The organism is Pannus brasiliensis CCIBt3594 (assembly GCF_036688125.1).
GTDB classification, from domain to species: domain Bacteria; phylum Cyanobacteriota; class Cyanobacteriia; order Cyanobacteriales; family Microcystaceae; genus Pannus; species Pannus brasiliensis.
Map to the genome: position 1 here is coordinate 1 of NZ_JBAFSM010000069.1, position 23516 is coordinate 23516.

Sequence of the window (23516 nt, forward strand, 5' to 3'; positions counted from 1 at the left end):
ATATCATTTTAGAGGCTTTTTTTATCGCTTTGTTTCTATCGTTCAACACTTCTGGTGTTTTCCTTATTGTTATTAAAACATCGGTACTGACCGGTTATCACTGGCCAAGCATTACGTGGGAAACTTTTTCGCGTAAAGAAATCATTCAAGTTCTCGCTTATTTTCAAAATATTCTAGCGAACTCCACGAATATTATCGTGTATTTATTTGGCATTTATCTGTTTATTCTATGGATTTTCCCTGCCTTTACCTGGAATTTTTTGAGCGGTTCCATCCTTTTTGCCGTGGGGATGATTGAAACGATTATTCCCACACAATACCTACCCTTTGGCGAGACGATGGACTTTTTTGTATTAAGTGCCTTGTTCGCCTATATTTTCTTGTTTATACATTTATTGGCGAAAGGTGTTCAAGTCTTCACAAATGGCATTTGGGTTAAAAAAATTCATGATTCTATCGGTTCTTTTATCGTAAAGAAACTCGCGAGAAGCAAACCGGAAAATGATACGGAACCCGTTTGATCGATCGAGATAAATATAGATTTTCGCTTGAGGGATTCGGGGCGCGAGGGGGCGCAAGGCTTGCGCCCCTACGGGATTAAAAATTCGAGATTAATAGTTCAAATATCTCTCCCCTTTCGTCCGCTTTGGAATTGATATTCCTTCTCGCTTTCACCCGTTTAATCGTATAATCTTGATATAACTCATCGAAGAAACGATCGCTCGGATCGAAATTGGTCACGTCCGAGTTACTGACGATAAAAAAATGACCGGACTCGTGGACTCGATCGCAAAACTCTTTCAACCGCATTTGTTCCTTATCATCGAAATTTTCTTTCACGTAAGCGGTAAAAGCGGAGGTTACTTTAATCGGTTTATAGGGAGGATCGAAATAAAAGATAGTATTCCCCTCCGCGCGCGATAACGTTTGACTGAAATCGCCCTGTAAGATCTCGACTTTCTGTAAATGCCGGTGGACGGCGATTAAATTCTCTCGATTGCAGATCGTCGGTCTTTTATACTTGCCGAAAGGAACGTTAAACAAACCCTGACGGTTCACCCGATACAAGCCGTTAAAACAGGTTTTATTCAAAAAGAGAAAGAGAGCGGTTTTCGGTAATTTGTCCGACGGATCGAGCGCGTTAAATCGATCGCGCGTTTCAAAAAAGAATTCTTTCTGTGACTCCAGATCCAGCAATCTGTAATATTTTTCCTGTATTCCTTCTAAAGCCTCGATCAAGTTTTCGGGATCGGATTTGATGATTTTATAGGCATCGACTAACACGGGATTGACATCATTGATCACCACCTTGCTAAGATTGGGAAAGCGATCGAGTACCGCGAACAGAATCGCCCCCGCGCCGACGAAAGGCTCGATATAGGTAAATTCTCGCCACCCGACAGATCGAGCCTCGATTAACGCGAGAATATCCGGGATTAATTGCGCTTTACCTCCCGCCCATTTTAAAAACGGTTTCGGGGCGGTTTTCGGGGGAGAAATCGACATTCGCAAGAAAAATAGTAGAGAAACGCGCTACACTAATAATACTCTTGAACTAGCCAGCGAACAAGCGTGCAGGGATGACATCCATATTACCCGCGAACCAGACGATCGATCGAGAAACCCTACTCGCCGACTTGCGGCGACAATTACGCCCCGGACAGCGAGATCTCGCCGATTGGCAGGGGGGAAAAATGGCCATTTCCGCGGTTCCGGGGGCGGGAAAATCCCATAGTTTAGCCGTAGCCGCCGCTATCGCCATCGCCCGTCACCAACTCCACGCCAGAAAACAGCTTATCATCGTTACCTACACCCGATCGGCCGCCGCCAGCATCAAAACCAAAATCCGCGCGCGTCTCAAAGAATTACAACTCCCCCTCAACGGCTTCAGCGTCCAAACCCTCCACGGACTCGCCCTACAACTGGCTACCCGTAACCCCAACCTCTCCGGACTCAACCTCGAATCCTCCACCCTCATTATCCCGTCCCCCGGTCATAGTATCATCCGCACCAGTGTCGAGCGCTGGATGGCGAGCGAACCGATCCGCTATCAAAAACTCCTAGAAGGATTCCAATTCGACGGGGAAGAAACCGAGCGCTTACGCCGCCAATCGGTGCTAAGAACCGAAATCCTGCCGAATCTCGCCCATACCGTCATCCGCGAGGCGAAAAGCTCTGGATTATCGCCGCTACAGGTGCGCGAAGTCGGCGAACACGCGGCGGACAGTTACCAGATTCTCGCCATCGCCGCGGGGTTATACGAACAGTACGAGCGGTTGATGGACGCGAAAAACTTTATCGATTACGATGATATGATTCTCGCCGCCCTGCGGGTGTTAGAGGATGAAAAACTGCGGCAGGATTGGCGATCGAAAGTTTTCGGCGTATTCGAGGACGAGGCGCAGGATTCCAGCCCCCTACAGGAAAGATTAATCACCATTCTCGCCGGTAACGACGATGGCGCGGTTCCCAATCTCATCCGAGTAGGCGATCCCAACCAAGCGATCAATTCTACCTTTACCCCGGCCGATCCCGTGTATTTTAACTGGTTTTGCGAGAGTTGCCAGCCGTCGGGAAATCTCGCCACGATGGATCGCGCCGGACGTAGTAGCCCTAGCATTATCGAGGCGGCGAATTTCGTCCTAAAATGGGTCGATCGAGACTGGAGAGGCGGAAAAAACACCGAAAAAATCACCGACGCGCCTTTCCGGGTACAGGATATCCGTCCCGTCGCGCCCGATGATCCCCAACCGAATCCCCTCCCCACCGGCAAGGGCTTAGAAATCTACCAACCCGACGACATCTATCGAAGTGTAGATTTAATTCAAAAGAGAGCGATCGAATTATTAACCGAGAATCCGAAACATAACGCCGCGATCCTCGTGCGGGAGAACCGGCAGGGAAATTTTCTCGCCCGAAAACTGGCGCATCTGGCGAAATATCATCAAATTCGCGTGTTCGAGGCGAACGAGATCGATCGCTTCTCGAAGATTCCCGACGAGATGTATAAACTCCTCCGCTTTGTCGATCGCCCCCATTCCCCGGATAATCTCAAAGGAGCCTTAGAAGTCCTGCAAGATCGCGATCTCATCGGCGCGCGCGACTTGAACCCCCTCGTCACCTATCCCGAACAATTCCTTTATCCCACTCCCCTAGATCCCGAACACAAGCCGGAGGACGAGAGCGCCCGTCGTTACTGCTGTGGTTTATTAAAAGCGCGTCTGGAATTGCCCCACTATCAACTCCCCCTCTTTTTCGCGATGACGCTGAAATACACGGGTTCGGAGTTGGCGACACTTCAGAAACTCACGGCGAGAATCCATCAAGAAACCGCGGGAAATAGCTCGATTTCCAGCACGATCGACGCGTTGAATAATCTCATCGTTTCCGAGCGTTTCGAGGGGGTGGAAGAGGATACCGACGATCGCTACACCCGTCCCGGACAGCTTACCATTATCACCATGCACAAGGCGAAGGGTTTGGATTGGGACTACGTTTTCGTTCCCTTTCTCCACGAGGATATTTTACCGGGGAAACCGTGGGTTCCCGTCGGCGCGAAATTTCTCGGCGATTTCACCCTCGCGGAAGTCGCGCGCGCGCAGATTCGATCGATCGTACACCATCGCTATCTCGATCCCGATCGAATTCCCGCGATCCCGCCACCCCTTCAAGCGTGGGAGGAAGCGGGACAATTAAAGAAAGCCGAGGAGTATCGTCTACTCTACGTGGCGATGACGCGGGCGAAACGCCTGTTATGGCTATCGAGCGAGAAAAAAGCCCCCTTCCGCTGGAATACCTTCCGCGAGGATCAAAACATCCAACTCCAGGAAAAAACCCCCTGTCCGGTAATCCCCGCGCTAATCAAAGCCTTTCCCGACGCGGTGATGAATTCTCGCGGGAATTAGAGGTTAACGGGGAGACGGGAGACAGGAGCCAGAATTCAGGAGTCAGGAGGAGATAGGAGCCAGTATTCAAGAGCCAGGAGGAGTAAGAGGGGAATAGAATTTTAAAACGAGAAATATTTTTAGAAATTCAAATTTTCTCGTGTATTAATCGATATTTATCATTGAAATATACATCGATGCGCGTGATCGTGTACAATCATCGCGCTCATACGCGCCACAAAGACACAATATAGTGCGGGCAAGCACCGATCGATCTCCAATGGCGAGTTCGAGCAATTTTTTTTTTAGGCCAAAGCGAATAGACGAACCATATAGATCAGATATACTATCTTTTCAAAGATTGAGTAAGTAGATAACGATTGTCGAGATAGGCTGACGATCGGTGTCAATCTGTACTAATCGATGTATTTTACTTTTTTTTAATCGCACTTAACATATACAAGCCTTATCTAGGAATGGCTTTAGATTGCATTAGTTTATATGAACTACCAAATAGTAGTGTTATTCAATCGAGATAATGTATCTCGGATAATAGACATTTGTATCATACAATCAATCTGAAAAATGAGCGTCAACAAAAATTTGTCAAGCTGAAAAGCCTTGATATATAAGGGAGCTAGGATAAAAGTGGGCGAATGAACACCTTGACGTTGAACTCTAGTGAACAAACATTTGTTTGTCCGAACCATCTCGCCAGACCCACGACAAATCGTTCGAGACGAATTAGGAAAAATTCCTTGGCGATTTACTAGATGAGTATTACAATTAAGAGAAGAGCGGGAACGATCCTCGCGGACATTCCCACTACATAAACCAAAAACTAAAAAATCTATGACTACAACAAAACCTGGCGAAATCTGCTCGGTATCGGGGTTGTATATCGCCGTCACCCCGTGGGGTGAACTCATTCTTACCCCGAAAAACCTGTTCAAGGGCTATAAAGTCCCGCCAACGCCTTTTCCTGAGTGTTATTACGTTTTGCTCTGGGCTTTCTAACCTAGCCGCAGTTCGCTAAACGGTAGGGATCTCTAGTTTTCTAAAAGGTAAGTTACCGAACAGAATAACTAGAGATTCCATTGATGTCGAGCCATACTGGAAGCTCCAGACATTTCAACTACCATTGTATCCCCATACAACCAATATGGGCAAGTCCCGCATGAAGATCTTTCTCCGAGAGGTCGAGTTTGGCCTGAGCATTGAGCGAATACCGACTAGAACAATTTGTTCTGTCACTGGAGTTAAACTACATTATCGATCGAGCGACAGGAATCTATAATTTACGATTTCTCAACCGTTCGATCGATCTCCCGACTCCCCCTGTAAGCGTACCCGAAACACCGTCCCCGGATATTTATCGTCACTATTCCGCGGATTCGGACTGGTAAAATCGATCGAACCCCCCATTCTCTCGATCAACTCCTTCGCGATCGCCAAACCCAAACCCGTCCCCGGAATCTCCCCCTTTGCCTGTACCCCGCGATAGTGGCGCCGGAAAAGATTCGATCGATCCTCCTCCGGAATCCCGTACCCCGTATCGCTCACCTCGATTTCTACCCCGTCCGCGATCTCCCGCCCGCTCACCTCCACGCATCCTCCTTTCGGTGTATATTTCAGCGCGTTATCGATTAAATTACTCAATACTTCCCGTAAACCCGCGGTATTCGCCCGCACCTTCGAGATAGTATCGGGAAAATCGGTTTCTAAACGAATCCCTCGCTCGCGGGCCACTTCGGTAGCGGAGAGGATCAGCGGATCGAGAATTTCTAACGGATTAATACTATCTAATTCCGACTCGATCGAGGGAAGTAAAAACGCGGTAGGCGAATCCTGTCCATCAATCCGCTCGATATCCACCGTTTCCGGCTCCTCGTGGTCGATATCCGCCTCGAACTCCGCGATCAGATCCCGCACCCGATCGCTTTCCCGTAAAATCCCCGCGATCGCCGCCGAGTTCGCGTCATCCGGTAATAACCTTTTTAACAGCAATTTCCCGAAGGTTTTCAACGCGGTGAGCGGGTTCCGCACCTGATGCAGAAAAACGTCCAATCTCTCCCGCTCCCACGTTCTCCGGTAGCGTTCCTCGTTCCACCGCCGCTCGTACCACTGTTGTCGGCGATCCATCAGACAGGCGATCGCCAGAGTACGGGCGATCTTATCCACCCGCGCCAGTTCCTCGTTCCCCCAACGGCGATTATCCCGTCCCGTCACCAGTAACCCCACCATCTGATCCTCGTACATCAGCGGTAAGATCAGCCGGTCTCGATCGCTTCCCGTCCAGATCGTCGGGATATCTTCCAGTTTCACCGGGGGTAAGCGTTCCGTTTTTTCTCCCGCCGGATTCAGCGAGCGGGGCTTCTCTTCCCGCGGCACGACGGCCGGGTACACGACGATCGGGATCAGTTCGCTCGATCGAGGTTGCGTCAGGTAGATCGCGCATCGATCCGCCTCCATCTGCTCGGTCAGGATATCGACCTGCGCTTGGCACAGAGCGATAAAGTCCGGACTGGGTGAACCGAGGAGAGGGAAGGATGAGGTCATAGAGAGATGAGGGAGATGGGGAGTTTTTCGGGGAAAGGGGAAAGGGGGAAAGGGAAAAGACTATTTTTAATCCTTTCACCTATTCTCTTGCCTCTTGGTGGGAACCGCTTCGCCAACCCACCCTCCAGTCTGCTTTTTATCCCCGTATGTTAAGAAAAGTTAATGATTGCTAAGATTTGTATCAGAACTTTACGGGTATGTTTTTGTAACGAAATTGTAAAAGTAGTCCGGGATTGGCTCCTAGCCGAACCCCTCCGTCATCTTCCCGATGGGAGAGGCTTGATTTCCTTAGTGAAACCAGATATAATCGCTACGGCTTTTGTAACTATCATTACAGCGATTAGCCGAAACAGGAGGTAATTGGGTTGGCCAGAAAACGGAAACGTAAAAGTCGCCGTCGTCAAGAAGGACGAAAAATACTTGAACTTGTACCCCAGTATAGTATTGAAAGCGGCGAAGATAAACCCGTGACCGCGGCGCGAAAATATATTCAAGCTCTCGGAATTAGTCCCCCGGCATTGTTGGTCGTTAAACGCAACGAACACACGACGGATCGCTACTTCTGGGCGGAAAAAGGGTTGTTCGGAGCGCAATACGTGGAAGAAAATCATTTTCTATTCCCAAGCTTGCGCGACCTACAACCACAACCGCAACCCGTGAAAACCGCGGTAGCGGCATCAAAATAGCTGACAAGACTTTAGATCATATCATGCAAGGTGAACTCGCGCGCTTTTCGAGGCCGCGAGTTTTTTTTCGATCGCTTTACAATAGAAATATCTCCGTGAAAACACTGAAAACATGGTCGGTGAGTCCCTAACTACCAGCCTCGTCCGAGATCCCGAGCGCCTCGAAAGCCGTCTCCGAGAAATTCCCGCGGAACCCGGTGTCTACTTCATGCGGGACGCGAACGGGGACATTCTCTATATTGGCAAATCGAAAAAACTGCGATCGAGGGTGCGATCGTATTTCCGCGAAATGCAACCCCTGAGTCCGCGTATCGCGCTCATGGTGCGACAGGTAGCCGAGATCGAGTTTATCGTCACCGATACGGAAGCGGAATCCCTCGCGCTCGAAGCGAACCTGATCAAACAACACCAACCCCACTTTAACGTTCTTCTCAAGGACGATAAAAAATATCCCTACGTCTGCATCACCTGGTCGGAAACCTATCCCCGCGTCTTCATCACCCGCAAGCGTCGCGTCGATAATCGGAAAGACCGCTATTACGGGCCCTACGTCGATACCCGTCTCCTACACGAGACCCTAAAGATGATCAAACGCGCTTTCCCTTTGCGTCAGCGTCCCAAACCGCTATTTAAAGACCGTCCCTGTCTAAATTACTCGATCGGTCGCTGTCCCGGTGTCTGTCAACAGTTAATCTCCCCGGAAGAGTACCGGCAAACCATGCAGAAAGTGGCGATGGTCTTTCAGGGACGGACGGGGGAATTATTGGAACAATTGAGCGATCGCATGAGCGAGGCCGCCGGAGCGCTCGATTTCGAGAGAGCGGCCACCCTCCGCGACCAGATTAAAGCCTTAGAAAGCCTCAACGCCGATCAGAAAGTTTCCCTACCCGATGATACCGTTTCCCGCGACGCGATCGCCCTCGCCAGCGACGATCGCCACTGTTGTATACAACTGTTTCAAACCCGCGCCGGTCGGTTGGTGGGACGGTTGGGCTTCTTTGCCGACGCGGAATCGGCCACCAAGGGGGAAATCCTCCAGAGGGTTTTAGAGGAACATTACCTACAGGTAGACGGGGTGGAGATTCCCGGCGAGATCCTACTCCAGCACGAGCTACCGGAAGCGGACGTGTTAGCCGAGTGGTTAAGCGAGAAAAAAGGGCGGAAAGTGCGCTTAACCGTACCCCAACGTCAGGAAAAAGCGGAGTTACTGGCGATGGTGGAACGGAACGCGAGTTACGAACTGGAGCGGACGAAACGCGCGCTCGATCGAGATGTCCGATCCCTGCAAGATCTGGCGGAAATCCTCGATTTACCCGATATTCCCCACCGGATCGAGGGATACGACATCTCGCACCTTCAGGGATCGAACGCGGTCGCGTCGGGAGTCGTTTTCCTCGACGGTGTACCCGCGAACCAACACTACCGTCACTACAACATTAAAAACCCAGAGGTGAAAATCGGTCACTCGGACGACTTCGCCAGTTTAGCCGAGGTGATCGGTCGTCGTTTCCGTCGTTACGCGGACAATCCCGATAAAGCCCCAGAAAGCGAGGATTTCCCAGATCTGGTGATGATCGACGGGGGAAAGGGGCAATTATCCGCGGTGGTGGCGGTTTTACAGGAAATGAATTTATTAGAACAGGTTAAAGTCGTCAGTTTGGCGAAACAACGGGAGGAGATTTTTCTACCCGGAGAATCGGAACCGTTACCGACGGACGCGGAACAACCGGGGGTGCAATTATTGCGACGGGTACGCGATGAAGCGCACCGTTTCGCGGTCAGTTTCCACCGTCACCAGAGAACGCGGAAAAGCCGTCGTTCCCGTCTCGACGAGATCCCCGGTCTGGGGTTCAAGCGTCAGAAAGAATTACTCGCGCATTTCCATTCCGTGGACTATATCCGCGAGGCATCGATCGAGCAATTACAACAGGTATCCGGTATCGGCGAACAGATGGCTCGGGAGATCTATACCTATTTTCATCCGAGTTAGTTTTTGATCCGAAATCCGTTCGATCAGTCGCGATAAAATCGCGGTTTCGCTTGGGGGCGTGAGCGGGTGCGAGGGGACGAGAGCGGGCGCAAGCCTTGCGCCCCTACAATATATCGCCTTCTCCGAAAAATCACTTACCAGATCGAATCGAGGTGTAAAATAAAATCGGGTAAAATCGTTTCTCCCGATAAAGTCTCTGGATTTTCTAAAATCTCTACCGCTTTTCCCGGTCTGTAAATTTCTACTTGTTTAGTTTTTCGATTCAATAACCACCCTAATCGCGAACCGTTTTCTAGATACTCTCGCATTTTCTGGCGGGTAGTTTCTAACTCATCACTCGGAGACATTAATTCAACAACGAAATCGGGACATAAGGGTAAGAATCGTTCTTTTTCTCGATCGGTTAAGGCGTTCCATTTCTCGATCGGTATCCACGAGGCATCGGGCGATCGATCCGCGCCATCGGGTAGTTTAAATCCAGTAGAAGAATCAAAGACTTTCCCTAGTTTAGTAACATTATTCCATACCCATAATTGAGCGGTAAGACCCGCGTTAGAACTTCCCGTCTCCCCTCCTGTCGGCGGCATAATGATTAAATCTCCCTTGGCGTTGCGTTCCATTCGTAAATCTCGATTATCCTGACAGAGTTGAAAGAATTGCTCGTCAGTCAGTTGAAAAGAATCGAATTTTAGCTCTAGAGGTGTCATCATCTCGTACCTCCCCTCGTCCCTTGTTTAACTTTCATGGTAACGCGTTCCTAAAAATCCAGCGCGAGGACAAGAAAAAATCCCCCGCGCCAACAAAAAGTTTCTAAAAATTTCGAGAATCGAGCGCGAACTTAACTCTTTCCTCCTGCCTCCTGACTCCTATCTCACGGTAATAAATGTTCTTGAATGAAATTCGTGTACACATCTCCCGCGAGGAAAGCCGGGGTTTCGAGAATTCTCTGATGGAAATTAATCGTCGTGGGGACACCCGTGATGGCGCATTCCCGGAGGGCGCGTTTCATCCGTTTGATCGCCGTTTCCCGATTCTCTCCCCAGACGATTAACTTGCCGATTAACGAATCGTAATAGGGGGGAATCTCGTAATCGGTGTAAACGTGGGAATCCATCCGCACACCGGGGCCGCCAGGGGGAAGATAGGCGCTAATTTTACCGGGGTGGGGGCGGAAATTGCGATCGGGATCTTCGGCGTTGATCCGACACTCGATCGAGTGACCGCGTAACATCACCTGATCTTGGGTAATTCGCAATTTTTCGCCCTGCGCCACCCGAATCTGCTCGCTCACTAGATCTAGCCCCGTGATCATCTCCGTGACGGGATGTTCCACCTGAATACGGGTGTTCATCTCCATGAAATAAAAATCGCCGTTTTTATCGACCAGAAACTCTACCGTTCCCACGCCGACATAATGGATCGATTTCGCCGCTTTTACCGCGGCCGCTCCCATTCTCGCCCGTAATCGCGGGGTTAAAAAGGGACTGGGCGCTTCTTCGAGTAGTTTCTGGTGTCGTCGCTGGATCGAACAATCCCTTTCCCCTAAATGGATGACGTTGCCATGACTATCGGCGAGAATCTGAAACTCGATGTGACGGGGACACTCGATGTATTTTTCCAGATAGACACCCGGATTGCCGAAAGCCGCTTCCGCCTCTCCCTGCGCCGCTTTCAGCAGATCCGGCAGTTCATCGACGGCTCGTACTAAACGCATTCCCCGGCCGCCTCCCCCCGCGGTCGCTTTAATCAACACGGGATAACCGATCTCGTCGGCGATGCGTCGGGCCTCCGCTTCCGAGGTAATCAGTCCACCGCTACCGGGAATGGTGGGAACCCCGGCTTTCTGCATGGTTTTCTTCGCCGTGGATTTGTCCCCCATCGCCAGGATAGCGGCCGGGGAGGGGCCGATAAAGGTTAACTGGTGATCGGCGCAGATTTCGGCGAAACGGGCATTTTCCGCGAGAAATCCGTAGCCGGGGTGAATCGCGGTGGCGTTGCGGGTCAGGGCGGCGGCGATAATATTGGGAATATTGAGATAACTTTTCCCGCTCGGCGGCGGGCCGATACAAACGCTCTCATCGGCTAACTGGACGTGAAGCGCGTGACGATCGATGGTCGAGTGAACGGCGACGGTTCCGATCCCCAATTCCTCGCAACTATGTAAGATTCTTAAGGCGATTTCCCCGCGATTGGCGATCAGGATCTTGGAAAACTGCATTGTGACGACAGCCGGATTAAGGCCCGAATGAAAGGCGACTATTTAGTAGAATATCTGTTTTGGCGCTCGAATGTTCATTCCTTCGGTCGGTTAACCTCGGAGGGGGGTCGATCGCTACTCCATCCCCACCACGCTCGATCTCGATCGCAGAGATAGAATTCCTGCCATTTCCGTCGGTAATCCTCGCCCATCACCGGGGCGCGGCGGTTGATCCACACCGATTTCGCCTCTCTCGGCCCGGCCCCGCAACACGGACAGCGAAAAGTCAGGGAGTGAACGGCATTCTTCGTCCAGTCGGGAGGGAACGGGCTGAAAGCTTCCATAGACATCTGTTCGGAATCTAAAAATTGTCGTGTGGTCGGGGAGTCAGGAGGCAGGAGACAGGAGGCAGGAGGCAGGAGGCAGGAGGCAGGAGGCAGGAGGCAGGAGACAGGAGGCAGGAGGCAGGAGGCAGGAGGCAGGAGGCAGGAGGCAGGAGGGTTAATCAAGAATATAACTTCCGAAAATCCCATTTAAAACCCATTTGTCTTTTTAAATTGTCATTTTTTATCGCTTTTAGAATTTCAAAGAGGAATCCTGCAAGAAGTCTCCTAGAAAGATCAAGAAAAGCCTACCATCTCCTATTAAAGCGTTTCTCGAAGAACGCGCGCTAAATTCGACCTCCTGCGGAAAACAAGATTTGTCTCCCTCACCTCCCTCATCCCCTTCACCTCCCCCATCTCCCTCACCTCCCCATCTCCCCCATCTCCCTCACCCGACGATCGAGACGGAATAGGTGAGGATTTCCTCGTCGATTCCTTTCAATTTTAGCGATTCTATCTTGGTAATCTCCCGTTTATCCAGATAACGGGCGATCGCTCCCGAGACGAGAATCGTGTTCGCCGGGGCGGCCTCCTGCAAGCGGGAGGCGAAATTCACCGTCGGGCCGATCGCCGTGTAGTCCGATCGCTGATTTCCCCCGAACATCCCGACGATCGCGCTTCCGGTATGGATACCGCACCGGAATCGCACCGCCGGAACATCCCCGCCGATTATCCCCCGCTCTCTCCATTTTTCATTCAATCCGTCGAGAGAACGGTGCATGGCGCGGGCGGTGGCGATCGCTCTCCTCACCTGTTCCTCTACCGCTACCGTTTCCGGCGCGCCGAACAAAACGAGGATCGCGTCTCCCATGAATTTATCCACCGTCCCCCCCGACTCGAAAACCGCCCGCGTCATCGTTTCTAGATACTCGTTGAGCAGGGTGGCGATCGCCCGCGGCCCCAACCGGATCGAGAGCGGCGTAAAACCGACGATATCGCTAAAGAGAACGGTCAATTCCCGCGGTTCCGGGCGTAAATCTAAGGTGATTTCCCCCGCCGCTATCCGATCGACGAGCGATGCCGGTAACAGCCGTTTTAAGACCGACTCTGTTAAATAATCCGTAATCCCCTTGACTTTTTCTTCGTTTTGTTGTATAGAGAAAATTTGCGGTTGAGGTCTCGAAAACAGGGATGACTGCTGGAGGGCGATCGAGAGCGTCCAGGCCGCTCCCCCGGCCATCGCGGTGGCGACCCGGATCTCTTCCTCCGTCCAGCGGTGGGGGCGATGGTGGTGATGGAAAGCGAAAACCGCAAGTAATTCCCCGCGATGGGAACAGGGGACGAGCAGAGTTGCGGTAATGCCCATTTCCCGCGCGATCGGCGGTAAATCGTCCGTTTCCGATAGGGCGATCGGGACAGAGGTATCGCGGAGAGTGGCCGCGAAAAATTCGATCGGAAAGCCGGATTCGGTCTTTTCGTACACCAGACAGAGATCCGAAGCGCGAGATCCCGAACCGCGGAGGACCGCGAAGGTCGCCCCTAACATCCCGGCGACCGCCGCCATCATCTCCCGCAGGATAGACGCTACGGAAACCGGGAACGGGGATAGGGACGAACCCCGATCTCGACGTTCGCCCGATCGAAAATCGAGGGATTCGACAGTCATTTGCGGTTCGGAGGAAAGGATCGGTGAGTAGAAGGGTCGATCGAGTCGATAAATTTAGTTCTACCATAACCATTTTAGGAAAAACCGAGTAAAATCCTTCAAGATAAACTGGACAAATCAATAAAGTCATACATTCGCGTGTTTTCACGGAAATTCGTTTTTTCAACTTTCTAAAAATCCGCAAGATCACGGAAATCCCCTTGCCGCGTCTCTCCCGCTCACCCTGTTGTTTTTTTCTCGAACTCCGGGTACTCTAGAGGAGTAGACAGACGCGAGTGTTCACGGGTGTGGGGGAATACAGATGATCGATCGACCGTTTCGCCGACTTGGAAAAAATTTCCGTTCCCGATTCTTTCGGATAGCGATCGCGGGCTTGTCGATCGTTTTACTCTGCGCGGGGATCGCTCGGTTCACCCCGGCACAAGCCCAAAACGCCTGGGCGGGCGCGTCTTTCCCCGTCGAGAACTTTCAAGCCTACACCTCCGGATTCGGGTATCGGGCCTCGCCGGTCGATGGTCGTCAACAGTTTCACTACGGGCTAGATATGGCCGCCCCGATGGGTAGTTACATTCGCAACTGGTGGGCGGGGCAGATCGTGGAATTATCGGATAATACGGCCTGCGGCACGATGATCCAGGTTCAATCGGGACAGTGGACGCACATTTACTGTCATCTGATGGGATACGTGGTCTCGGATAATCGCGGGACTTTTCTGGTCGATCGAGACGGGGGAATTATTCTCGCGGTCGGTCAGGAGATCCCCGCCGGGGCGCGGATGGCGCGGGTGGGAATGACGGGACGCACCACCGGGCCGCACCTGCATTGGGGGTTGAAATATAGCGGTCAGTACGTCGATCCCGCGTTAGTGTTGAACGCGATGTACGGCTCCCTTCCGTCGGGAAATAGTTAATTCCGACACGGATTTCCCGATCGAGAAATGCTACAAGTGAAAGTTTCTCGTAGGGCGCGCTCGATCGATGAAACCTCGAATTATCGTCTGCGGCTTGGGTCGCACCGGCTATAAAATCTTCTGTTTACTGAAACAACAAGGCGCGGCCGTGGTCGGCATCAGCGATCGACCGATCCCCTCGGCGGACCCGGACGAAATTATTATCGGCGATCCCCGTTCCCCCGTCACCCTGATAAAAGCGGGCTTACCGGAAGCGGAAACCCTCGTTCTCGCCCACGATGACGACGCGCTCAATCTAGAGATTTTAACCCGCTCGCGCCCGATTAACCCCCGCGTCCGGGTGATCGATCGACTGTTTAACGAGACGCTAGGGGAAAGACTCGATCGCACCCTACCCGATCACTTCAGTATGAGCGTTTCCGCGCTGGCCGCGCCGATTTTTTCCTTCGCGGCTAGAGGAAATAAAGCGATCGGTCAGTTACATCTTTTCGATCGAACCTGGCCGATTCAAGAAGTTATTATCGACGAAAATCATCCCTGGCACGGACTCCCCCTCTACGAACTCTGGGACGATCCCGCGCGGATGCTGATTTACTACCTCCCCGCGCGCGACGAACTCGATCTCGTTTCCGCGGTCATCCTGGGAAAACGCCTGCAAACCGGCGATCATCTAATTATCGGCACGAGACCGAACGCCCGGGTAAGACGACGCTTTTATCCGAGGCGATTTTTCAAGCGTTTACTGAATTTCCGTCCCTATCAACATTACGCGCGGCCGGTGATTCTCGTCGCCCTCTCCCTGCTGACGATGATCGGCATCGCCACCCTCACCTATATCAGCGTCAATAAGAAAGTCTCTCTCGTGGACGCGCTGTATTTTTCCGTGGGCATGATCACGGGGGCGGGAGGGAACGAAAAAGTGGCCGAATCCACCCCCGATGGCGTGAAATTGTTCACCGTCATCATGATGATCGTCGGCGCGGGCGTGATCGGCATCTGTTACGCTCTTTTGAACGATTTCATCCTTGGCAGTCGTTTCAAACAGTTTTGGGACGCGACCCGGATTCCGGCGCGGGATCATCATATCGTCTGCGGGTTGGGGGGGGTCGGCACGAAGATTATCCGACAACTCCACGCGAACGGGTGCGAGGTGGTGGCGATCGAATCCGATCCCGAGAACCGATTCTTACACACCGTTCGATCGTTGGGAATTCCCGTGATTATCGAGGATGCCCGTCTGCCCGATACCCTCGCGGCCGCCAATCTGAAGAACGCGGAATCCCTGATCGTGGTAACGAGCGAGGATATGGTAAACGTGGAAATCGGCCTGACAGCCAAGGAAATCGCCCCGAAATTAACCCTGATCGTCCGTTCCGGCGAAGAACAACTCGGGCGATCGATCCAGGAGGTTTTCGAGTTCGACGCGGTACTCTGTCCGAGGGAACTGGCCGCCTATTCCTTCGCCGCGGCCGCGCTGGGGGGTCGGATTCTCGGCAACGGCATGACCGACGATCTTCTCTGGGTCGCCCTCGCCACGTTAATCACCCCGAATCACCCCTTTCACGATCGAATTCTCAAAGAAGCGGCGATGGTAGCCGATTTCGTGCCGCTTTACCTGGAACGACGGGGAAATACCGTTCACGGCTGGGCGTTACTCGATCTCCTCCTCGGGGAAGGGGATGTTCTCTATCTGACCATGCCGGCCACTCGTCTGGAACAACTCTGGAAAACTCGATCGAACCTCTTCCTAGACTCGTCCCCGGTTACGGATTAATCCAAAACTGTCCGAAGCTGTTGAACCCGTTCCACGGATAAACCGGTCAATCGCGCCACCTGTTCGATCGCCATTCCCTCCCGTAATAGGTTTAAGGCCACCTGTTCGATACCCTGTTCGATACCCTGTTCGATACCGCGTTCGATACCCTGTTGTAAAATCTCCTGATAGATTACCGACTCGCGCACGATTTCCTCCCTCAGTACCCTCTGGATCATTTCCTTTTTTAATACTAACCCCGCGAGAATTTCCGTACACGCGGCCAGATTGCTTCGGGTGGCTCGATCGGGTAGATTCTCGATCGCCCGGCCCGCGCGCGCTAATACTTCATCGGGCTTATCGGTGCGACTCAACACCGCGAAGGGCAACAAGCCGATCGATTGGAAAAAGATTTCTGTCGGTTGTTCCCAAAGACGGATGACATCGAATTCGTGAAGGGTACGGCTTAACTCGAAAGCATTCTGATAAACCAGGGCCGAGCGACTCGGTTTGAGATAGATAACCACCTGAGACACCGATTTTTCGGGAAAACGGCGATAGATTCGCAAACGGTAATCGGTCATCCGAAAGGGAATTTCCCGATCGGGCGAGGTTTGGAATTCTAGGTGTAAAATCGAGTCATCTTCGGCGAGGAGAATCAGGGAATCGGCGCGGATCGGTTCGACGAAAAGTTCCGCGGGACTCAGTTCGCTTAGAGAGATCGATCGACCGAGTAACCAACCCGCGAGATCCTCGGGAAATTGTTCGGCGATAAACTTGCAGATATTGTCGTACATTCGATCGAGTTTCCCCGCGCGGGAAGTGGCTTACCTTTCAGGATACTTCTCGATCCTCCCGTCGGGCGATAATCTGTAAACGACGGTAATCGGCGCTCCAACCATCCCCCCGAAACAATTTCGGTTTCAAAATAATTTCCACCTCTTCCATCACCCGCTCTCTTTCCTCGATCGATAACGGCGATAACCAACCATTCGCGAACATCCGTAACCAATTTTTCAATCCTTCTTTCCCATTCTCTAGCGGGGTCGGTCGATCGAACAAACGCGCCCCCATCACCTCGAATCCCCTCGCCTCCAGCCGTCCCGCGTACTCGCCGATACTGGGGAAATACCAGGGAAACGCCAGGGAATAACCTTTTTTCTCTAAAATTTCCTTCACCGCGTCCACGATCGATCCCACGTTCCCCTTACCCCCGAATTCCGCCACGAAACGCCCTTCCGGTTTTAAGGCGCGGTAGACTCGATCGATCGCCCGATCCGGCTCTACAATCCAGTGAAGGGTCGCGTTAGAAAAAACCGCGTCCACGGGTTCCTCTACTATAAAATCGCGCGCGTCCGCCACTTCAAAGCAAAGATCGGGATAATTCCGGCGCGCCGTCCCGATCATCTCTCCGGAAGCATCGATCCCGATAACTTTCGCCTCTTTATTAGCGATTTCCGCCGTTAAATGTCCCGTACCGCAACCGAGATCGAGAATGGTTTCCCCCCGTCGCGCCGCTAGGATTTCCAGTAGCGATCGACCGTATTCGGCGACGAAACCGTGTTCGCGGTCGTAAAGACTCGTATTCCATTGATTTTCCATCTTTGTAACTTTTGAATAGAGGAAGAAACGATACAATCGGGATAAGCTAACGAGAATTGTATGACGATTAAAGAACAGATCCTCCAAGAACTCGATCGACTTCCCGAAGAGAGCCTAGAAAAAGTTCTCGCCTTCTCGCGATCCCTTGCCGATAGCCAACCTCTCGAAGCCGGAGAAGAGGAAACATGGCAAGCTTATCTAGAATCCGAAAAAGAGAGAGAGGAGGTATACCGTCGTCTTGCCAATTCCTAAATTTTTAAGCGAATCTGTTGTTTTAAAAATCCACGAGCGTCAAATCGAGCGTTTCGGCGGTAGTCAGGGCGTGAGAGACCGCGGTTTACTAGAATCCGCTCTCGCTCAACCTCGGATGACTTTCGGTGGCGAATTACTCCATCCGACAATTGCCGAACAGGCCGCCGCTTATCTCTACCATATCGCGATGAATCACCCCTTTATCGATGGCAATAAGAGGACGGCTTTCGCGGTGATGGACACGTTTTTACGGCTGAATTGTTATCGTTTGAACCTAGATAATGAGTCAGCTTACAATTTAGTTCTGCGAGTCGTCGAGAGAGGACTCGATAAGGCGGAATTAATCGAGTATTTAGAAGAATCGATCGAACCGTTAGATTGAAAGCGATCGATTCCCTCTCTAGATACACGAATTTTCCATTCGATCGGGCGATAAAAACAGTATTCTCTCGGTCGATCGATCCCGCGGACTTTTGGAGTCTGTAAAATCTTCCTTTTCTATTGTTCTGCCTCCTGCCTACTACCTCCTGCCTCCTGACTCCTGGCTCCCCTACAGCGCTTATGTCCTATCCTCCTTCTCCCTGGAATTTACAAGGAATCGCGTTTTTCAGCCTCCACGCGATCGAGATCGAAAAAGCCCGTCCCTTTATCCCTCCCGGCCTAGAAATCGTCTCGTTTTTCCCGAATTACACCCTAGGAGGGATTTACATCGCTTCCTATCGTCCCGGATCGGTTTTAGAATACAACGAACTCATTATCGCGCCCGCTTTCGTCCGCTATCGAGAGCGTATCGGTGGTTGGATATCCCATATCTACGTCGATAACGAGGACTCGGTACGCGGGGGACGCGAGATCTGGGGACTCCCCAAGGAAATGGCCGAATTTCGCTGGAGCGAGCGAGAAATTAACATTTCTCAACAAGAACATCCTCTCTGTAATTTCTCGGTTCGATCGCTCCCCGTTCCGCTCGAAACCTGGTGGCGGCCTTCCCTAGAGGGAACCTGTTTAAGTCACCTCAATAATAACTGGCTATCCTTCAACGCGAGATTCAAAGCGAAAATCAGCTTAGTCGCGAGCGAAATTGAAATTCCCGTTAATAGCCCCTTTCACGACCTTAAAATCGGTCGGAGTCTAATAAACGCCCGACTAGACGATCTAGCGTTAACCGCCTTATCCCCCCGTATCATCTCGTAATTCTAGTGTAATTTTATACCCGACTTTTTTAGTCGGGTATATTTGACAACGATTTTCGAGCTTGATACGATGCACTCATCAATTGACGGAAAGACGGAAAAAAATCATGACTCTAGCCACCGACCTCCAAACGCGGAAGTTCACCCCCACCTTCACCCGACTGGTTTCTAAAGAAGGGGGAACCTCCTACCCGCTCAAAGCGCTGAATATTTGCGAGGAAACCTTCGCGCCCCTGGAAGTCGATTACGATTACGACCTGATCCGTCGTACCGTCACCCGCGAGAGCATTCAAGCCGGGCCGAATTCCATCTGGCGCTATCGTTCCTTCCTTCCCGTCGAGAGCGAGAACCCGATCGATGTCGGAACCGGAATGACTCCCCTCGTCAAATCCAACCGTCTCGCCCGTCGTCTGGGGCTAAAAAACCTCTACATCAAAAACGACGCGGTAAATATGCCCACTCTCAGCTTCAAAGATAGAGTGGTCTCCGTCGCCCTTACCCGCGCCCGCGAACTCGGTTTTACCACCGTTTCCTGCGCCAGTACCGGAAATCTCGCCAATTCTACCGCCGCTATCGCCGCCCACGCCGGTTTAGACTGTTGCGTGTTCATTCCCGCCGATTTAGAAGCGGGGAAAGTTCTCGGCACGTTAATCTATAACCCGACGGTGATGGCGGTGAAAGGCAATTACGATCAGGTGAACCGTCTCTGTTCGGAAGTGGGCAACACCTACGGCTGGGGTTTCGTGAATATTAACCTCCGTCCCTACTACTCCGAAGGTTCCAAAACCCTGGGCTTTGAAGTCGCCGAACAGTTGGGTTGGAAACTTCCCGATCACATCGTCGCCCCGCTCGCGTCCGGTTCCCTGTTCACCAAGATCTATAAAGGCTTCCAAGAATTCGTGAAAGTGGGCTTGGTGGAAGGAAAAGACGTGCGTTTTAGCGGCGCGCAAGCGGAAGGCTGTTCCCCCATCGCCAAAGCGTTTCAAGAGGGACGGGATTTCGTCGCCCCCGTGAAGCCGGACACGATCGCCAAATCGATCGCGATCGGCAATCCCGCCGACGGCATCTACGCGCTGGAAATCGCCCGGAAAACCAACGGGAACATCGAATCCGTCACCGACGCGGAAATTATCGAGGGGATCAAACTGCTGGCGGAAACGGAAGGGATCTTCACCGAAACCGCCGGGGGAACGACGATCGCCGTTTTGAAAAAACTCGTCGAGGCCGGCAAGATCGATCCCGAAGAAACCACCGTCGTCTACATCACCGGTAACGGTTTAAAAACCCAAGAAGCGGTTCAAGGCTACATCGGCGAACCCCTCCTCATCGAACCGAAACTAGACAGCTTCGAGCGCGCCCTAGAGCGTTCCCGCACCCTAGAACGCCTCGAATGGCAACAAGTCCTCGTTTAAGGAGGCAAAAGGCGGGAGGCAAGAGACCGTAGGGTGGATTAGCGAAGCGTAATCCACCAGAAACCAAGAGGCAGGAGACAGGAAATTAATATTCCCCATCTCCCTCACCCCCCTCACCTCCCCCATCCCCCCATCTTCTATCTCAAACCGATCCATTCAGTAACCATGTCAGTTAAAATCCTTATCCCTACTCCCCTGCAAAAATACACCGCGAACCAAGCCACGATCGAGTGTGGTGGCGGTACGGTCGCCGAGTTGATCGATGCCTTGGAAATAGCCTGCCCCGACATGAAAGGTCGTCTGCGCGATGAACAGGGAGAACCCCGCCGATTTTTAAATATTTACGTCAATAGTGAAGATATTCGCTTCTTAGATGGAGTGAAAACCCCGCTGAACAAAGGGGATGAAGTGAGTATCGTTCCCGCCGTAGCCGGGGGTTAATCCCGCGACAAGTTTGGCTTTCCGTCAATTGATATGGATATCCCGGAGAAGTTTACCTTTCTTTTCCGGGTTTTTTTGTGAAAAAGAATCGGCACGATCAACCCGTAACTATAATAGTGATAGCATCGTGTCGGTCGAAAAGGCGATCGCGCCCGGCGAAAAATCCGCCGGCCGCTATCCGAAAACGTGGCGTGTGAGCGAGAATGGTGGAACGAATACAGAAAATCCTGGCGCGCTGGGGTATCGCCTCCCGACGGGGGGCGGAAGAGTTGATCTTGGCGGGCCGGGTGCGATCGAACGGTAAGATCGTCCAACTCGGGGATAAAGCCGACCCGGAGATCGATCGACTGGAAGTAGACGGTAAAAAAATCGAACCCGCGAACCGTCCGGAATCTTTGTATATACTGATTAATAAGCCTCTCGGAATTGTCTCGACCTGTCACGACCCGCGAAATCGGCCGACCGTTCTCGATCTTTTACCCGAATCTCTCCGTCATGAATCGGGACTGCATCCGGTTGGTCGTCTGGATATGAACACGACCGGGGCGTTATTACTCACCAACGACGGTGAACTCACTCTCACTCTCACGCATCCCCGCTATCACCTGCCGAAAACCTACGAGGTTTGGCTCGATCGCTGTCCGGACGAGTCCGATTTACAGCGTTGGCGGGAAGGCATCTTGCTGGACGGAAAAAAAACGTTACCCGCGCGGGTACGTCTCCTCGAAACTACCGAACACCGCGCTTTAGTCGAGGTAGTGCTGGTAGAGGGCAGGAATCGACAGATCCGGCGGGTCGCGAACGCGTTAGGATTCAACGTGCTGAAACTTCATCGGAGCGCGATCGGTCGTATCCGATTGAACTCGGCGAATCCTCTCCCTTCGGGGCATTACCGTTTTCTTTCGCCCGGCGAATTGAACTATTTAAAAAAACAAATTACTGTAGCTAGTAGGGAAAAGCCCTCGACGGTTAGCCACCATGTTTCTCATTCAATCTAAACTCGATCCCCGGACGAGACAACGGGGAAAATTAGCGGAAATCGGCGCGCGTTTGCGGGAGGTTCGCGATAGTCGGGGGATCTCCCTCGACACGATCGCGCGGGAAACCTCGATCCCCCTCCGTTTTCTGGAGGCGATCGAGGCGGGAGATCTGGACAGTTTGCCCGAACCGGTGACGGTACGCTGGTTAATTAGCCGGTTCGCCAATTATCTCTCGATCGATGGCGAGGAAATTTCCCGACGCTTTCCGACCGGGGAGGGATTTTCCCGCAAACTTCCCAAGATCCCCCGCTTATTGCCGGATATCCATATTCGTCCGATTCATCTGTATTTTCTCTATCTGTTGCTGGTGATCGGTTCGGTGCAGGCCGTCTCGCGGGTGTTGGAAAAATCCGCCCTGCAATCGAATCGTTTACCCCCTCCCTCGTTACCGATCGAACAGGCTAGGACTCGATCGAATCCCGTCCGGCCGGTCGCCACCAACGCGCCGGCCTCGGGGCAAGTGGTGGTCGAGATCAAAGCGAAAGAGGACTGCTGGATCAGGGTGGTCGCTGACGGAAAAACGGAATTCGAGGGGTTATTAGGTCGGGGAACCCAGCGCGTCTGGCAGGCGGATAAGGCGTTAACCGTCCGGGCCGGCAATGCGGGCGGGGTCTATATCGCGGTGAATAACGCGGATGCCAAGAAACTCGGCGAACCCGGCAAGGTGCAAGAAGTCACCTACACCGCGAACCGATAGAGATAACGGGAATTCGATCGAACGCCGGCCCGATCGCCGGCGTTTATCTCTTTTTCGAGAAAGGCTGTAATAATAGACGAAATTTTTAATCGAGAAAAACACGATTCTTCCGTCGGAGGAGCGATCGCTCCCTAACGGTAGACTCTCAAAGTCTTTATAAACAACCGGTTAGGAACGAAACCCGACACCACGAAATCAGCATCGAGCGACAAAAGCGTATAATAAATGCGGGTCGGTTCGAGCGAGTTGTTGGGTTTCCTCGCGTCAACCCAACCTACAAGAGCGGCGATCGCACTAAAACTCTCAAGTTTCGGTCTCCTTAATCATATTGCTTCAGTGATCTTAATAAATCTTTTCCTGTTAATTGACCAAACTTCCTAGATTCTAAATATCCTATCATGTGATTGAAACACAGATTAGAAGTTAGCCTTATAACTATGTCATGAATATCAGAATCATCTATTTTATCTATTTCGGAATTTGTGATCTTGCATACAAGACATTGAGATTTATCTTCAATCTTTTTGTTTGTTTTTTCTACAATTTTTATAAAATTAATTTTTTCATATATTAAACTAAATTTTGTCAATTCTTCGTAACTATCTGTCCGAGCTAAAAATCCAGCGTTCTTATTATCAGATTTTTCTATCAGTTCTAGAAGAGAATCAAGATTTCTCGATTGATCCTCATTCAAAAGATCTAAATCTCTTACTATTTCCTCTCTCGAATGGGTATTGATATAAGTGCTAAATTTGCCCATTAAGCCAACGAAAATATCTGAAGCCTGAATCAATAGTTCATTTTTTGAATCAACAAATGAATAGTTTTTTATCTCTTGACCGCCATCAATAATATTATACAGCCTTTCTCAGATAGATGAGGTACAGTAGCAACAGTGTGCGAACCAATTA

Annotated in this window: 24 protein-coding genes; 15 read left to right on the plus strand and 9 right to left on the minus strand. The window is 51.6% G+C overall.

What is annotated here, in order from left to right:
- The coding region (locus tag V0288_RS22680; RefSeq protein ID WP_332867462.1) for a hypothetical protein at positions 1-521 on the plus strand (521 nt) is incomplete at its 5' end.
- A 76-nt stretch (positions 522-597) separates the two neighbouring features.
- On the opposite strand, the gene V0288_RS22685 is transcribed toward V0288_RS22680, so the two are convergent.
- Positions 598-1506: a DNA adenine methylase gene (locus tag V0288_RS22685; protein ID WP_332867463.1), complete on the minus strand. Its 909-nt coding sequence runs from the start codon at positions 1504-1506 to the stop codon at positions 598-600.
- A gap of 74 nt (positions 1507-1580) precedes the next feature.
- On the opposite strand from V0288_RS22685, the gene V0288_RS22690 reads away from it, so the two are divergent.
- Positions 1581-3905 (plus strand): ATP-dependent helicase, encoded by a 2325-nt coding sequence (locus V0288_RS22690; RefSeq protein ID WP_332867464.1) that lies wholly within the window; start codon positions 1581-1583, stop codon positions 3903-3905.
- A gap of 831 nt (positions 3906-4736) precedes the next feature.
- Entirely contained in the window at positions 4737-4901 is a 165-nt protein-coding gene (locus V0288_RS22695; protein WP_332867465.1) for a hypothetical protein, read from the plus strand.
- Between the two features lie 291 nt (positions 4902-5192).
- Here the strand turns inward: V0288_RS22695 and V0288_RS22700 are convergent, their stop codons facing one another.
- The gene (locus V0288_RS22700) at positions 5193-6443 is read right to left on the minus strand and encodes a GAF domain-containing sensor histidine kinase (RefSeq protein WP_332867466.1); all 1251 of its coding nucleotides are present in this window, start codon (positions 6441-6443) and stop codon (positions 5193-5195) included.
- 365 nt (positions 6444-6808) lie between these two features.
- Between V0288_RS22700 and V0288_RS22705 the strand changes: the two genes are divergently transcribed.
- Both V0288_RS22705 and uvrC read left to right on the plus strand, forming a co-directional pair.
- Entirely contained in the window at positions 6809-7129 is a 321-nt protein-coding gene (locus V0288_RS22705; RefSeq protein WP_332867467.1) for a DUF3155 domain-containing protein, read from the plus strand.
- A 112-nt stretch (positions 7130-7241) separates the two neighbouring features.
- On the plus strand, positions 7242-9119 hold the full coding sequence (uvrC, locus tag V0288_RS22710) for an excinuclease ABC subunit UvrC (protein ID WP_332867468.1): 1878 nt from the start codon (positions 7242-7244) through the stop codon (positions 9117-9119).
- A gap of 134 nt (positions 9120-9253) precedes the next feature.
- Here the strand turns inward: uvrC and V0288_RS22715 are convergent, their stop codons facing one another.
- The 3 genes from V0288_RS22715 to V0288_RS22725 all read right to left on the minus strand — a co-directional run bounded on the left by V0288_RS22715 (position 9254) and on the right by V0288_RS22725 (position 11660).
- Complete coding sequence (locus V0288_RS22715; RefSeq protein ID WP_332867469.1) at positions 9254-9829, minus strand: Uma2 family endonuclease; 576 nt, start codon at positions 9827-9829, stop codon at positions 9254-9256.
- A gap of 161 nt (positions 9830-9990) precedes the next feature.
- The gene (gene accC / locus V0288_RS22720) at positions 9991-11337 is read right to left on the minus strand and encodes an acetyl-CoA carboxylase biotin carboxylase subunit (RefSeq protein WP_332867470.1); all 1347 of its coding nucleotides are present in this window, start codon (positions 11335-11337) and stop codon (positions 9991-9993) included.
- A gap of 74 nt (positions 11338-11411) precedes the next feature.
- Positions 11412-11660 (minus strand): hypothetical protein, encoded by a 249-nt coding sequence (locus V0288_RS22725; protein WP_332867471.1) that lies wholly within the window; start codon positions 11658-11660, stop codon positions 11412-11414.
- Positions 11661-11691: 31 nt separating this feature from the next.
- Here V0288_RS22725 and V0288_RS22730 point away from each other — a divergent pair, with 31 nt between their 5' ends.
- Positions 11692-11853: a hypothetical protein gene (locus V0288_RS22730; protein WP_332867472.1), complete on the plus strand. Its 162-nt coding sequence runs from the start codon at positions 11692-11694 to the stop codon at positions 11851-11853.
- A 234-nt stretch (positions 11854-12087) separates the two neighbouring features.
- Here the strand turns inward: V0288_RS22730 and V0288_RS22735 are convergent, their stop codons facing one another.
- Positions 12088-13305 carry an adenylate/guanylate cyclase domain-containing protein gene (locus V0288_RS22735; RefSeq protein WP_332867473.1) on the minus strand — a complete coding sequence of 406 codons (1218 nt, stop codon included), beginning with the start codon at positions 13303-13305 and terminating at the stop codon, positions 12088-12090.
- A gap of 373 nt (positions 13306-13678) precedes the next feature.
- On the opposite strand from V0288_RS22735, the gene V0288_RS22740 reads away from it, so the two are divergent.
- Together V0288_RS22740 and V0288_RS22745 are read left to right on the plus strand one after the other, a co-directional pair.
- Entirely contained in the window at positions 13679-14215 is a 537-nt protein-coding gene (locus tag V0288_RS22740; protein WP_332867474.1) for a M23 family metallopeptidase, read from the plus strand.
- 67 nt (positions 14216-14282) lie between these two features.
- Positions 14283-15989: a potassium channel family protein gene (locus V0288_RS22745; protein WP_332867475.1), complete on the plus strand. Its 1707-nt coding sequence runs from the start codon at positions 14283-14285 to the stop codon at positions 15987-15989.
- Here the strand turns inward: V0288_RS22745 and V0288_RS22750 are convergent.
- Both V0288_RS22750 and V0288_RS22755 read right to left on the minus strand, forming a co-directional pair.
- Positions 15986-16765 carry an Rpn family recombination-promoting nuclease/putative transposase gene (locus V0288_RS22750; RefSeq protein ID WP_332867476.1) on the minus strand — a complete coding sequence of 260 codons (780 nt, stop codon included), beginning with the start codon at positions 16763-16765 and terminating at the stop codon, positions 15986-15988. The two genes, V0288_RS22745 and V0288_RS22750, sit on opposite strands and share 4 nt — an antisense overlap.
- A 37-nt stretch (positions 16766-16802) precedes the next feature.
- Positions 16803-17570, minus strand: a complete 768-nt coding sequence (locus V0288_RS22755) for a class I SAM-dependent methyltransferase (protein ID WP_332867477.1) — start codon at positions 17568-17570, stop codon at positions 16803-16805.
- A gap of 60 nt (positions 17571-17630) precedes the next feature.
- Here V0288_RS22755 and V0288_RS22760 point away from each other — a divergent pair, with 60 nt between their 5' ends.
- From V0288_RS22760 to V0288_RS22790, 7 genes are all read left to right on the plus strand, one after another.
- Positions 17631-17822, plus strand: coding sequence for a hypothetical protein (locus V0288_RS22760; protein WP_332867478.1), 192 nt, complete (start codon positions 17631-17633; stop codon positions 17820-17822).
- Entirely contained in the window at positions 17809-18204 is a 396-nt protein-coding gene (locus V0288_RS22765; RefSeq protein ID WP_332867479.1) for a type II toxin-antitoxin system death-on-curing family toxin, read from the plus strand. Before V0288_RS22760 ends, V0288_RS22765 begins: the two co-directional genes overlap by 14 nt.
- Before the next feature lie 179 nt (positions 18205-18383).
- The gene (locus V0288_RS22770) at positions 18384-19016 is read left to right on the plus strand and encodes an acetoacetate decarboxylase family protein (protein WP_332867480.1); all 633 of its coding nucleotides are present in this window, start codon (positions 18384-18386) and stop codon (positions 19014-19016) included.
- 106 nt (positions 19017-19122) lie between these two features.
- The gene (gene thrC, locus V0288_RS22775; protein ID WP_332867481.1) at positions 19123-20427 is read left to right on the plus strand and encodes a threonine synthase; all 1305 of its coding nucleotides are present in this window, start codon (positions 19123-19125) and stop codon (positions 20425-20427) included.
- 165 nt (positions 20428-20592) lie between these two features.
- Positions 20593-20868 carry a MoaD/ThiS family protein gene (locus tag V0288_RS22780; RefSeq protein WP_332867482.1) on the plus strand — a complete coding sequence of 92 codons (276 nt, stop codon included), beginning with the start codon at positions 20593-20595 and terminating at the stop codon, positions 20866-20868.
- A 203-nt stretch (positions 20869-21071) separates the two neighbouring features.
- A complete protein-coding gene (locus V0288_RS22785; protein ID WP_332867483.1) occupies positions 21072-21866 on the plus strand; it encodes a pseudouridine synthase in 795 nt (264 codons plus the stop codon).
- The gene (locus V0288_RS22790) at positions 21847-22605 is read left to right on the plus strand and encodes a helix-turn-helix domain-containing protein (protein ID WP_332867484.1); all 759 of its coding nucleotides are present in this window, start codon (positions 21847-21849) and stop codon (positions 22603-22605) included. The genes V0288_RS22785 and V0288_RS22790 overlap by 20 nt, the downstream gene beginning before the upstream one ends.
- 319 nt (positions 22606-22924) lie before the next feature.
- Here the strand turns inward: V0288_RS22790 and V0288_RS22795 are convergent, their stop codons facing one another.
- Positions 22925-23398 carry a hypothetical protein gene (locus V0288_RS22795; RefSeq protein WP_332867485.1) on the minus strand — a complete coding sequence of 158 codons (474 nt, stop codon included), beginning with the start codon at positions 23396-23398 and terminating at the stop codon, positions 22925-22927.
- Between the last annotated feature and the right edge of the window lie 118 nt (positions 23399-23516).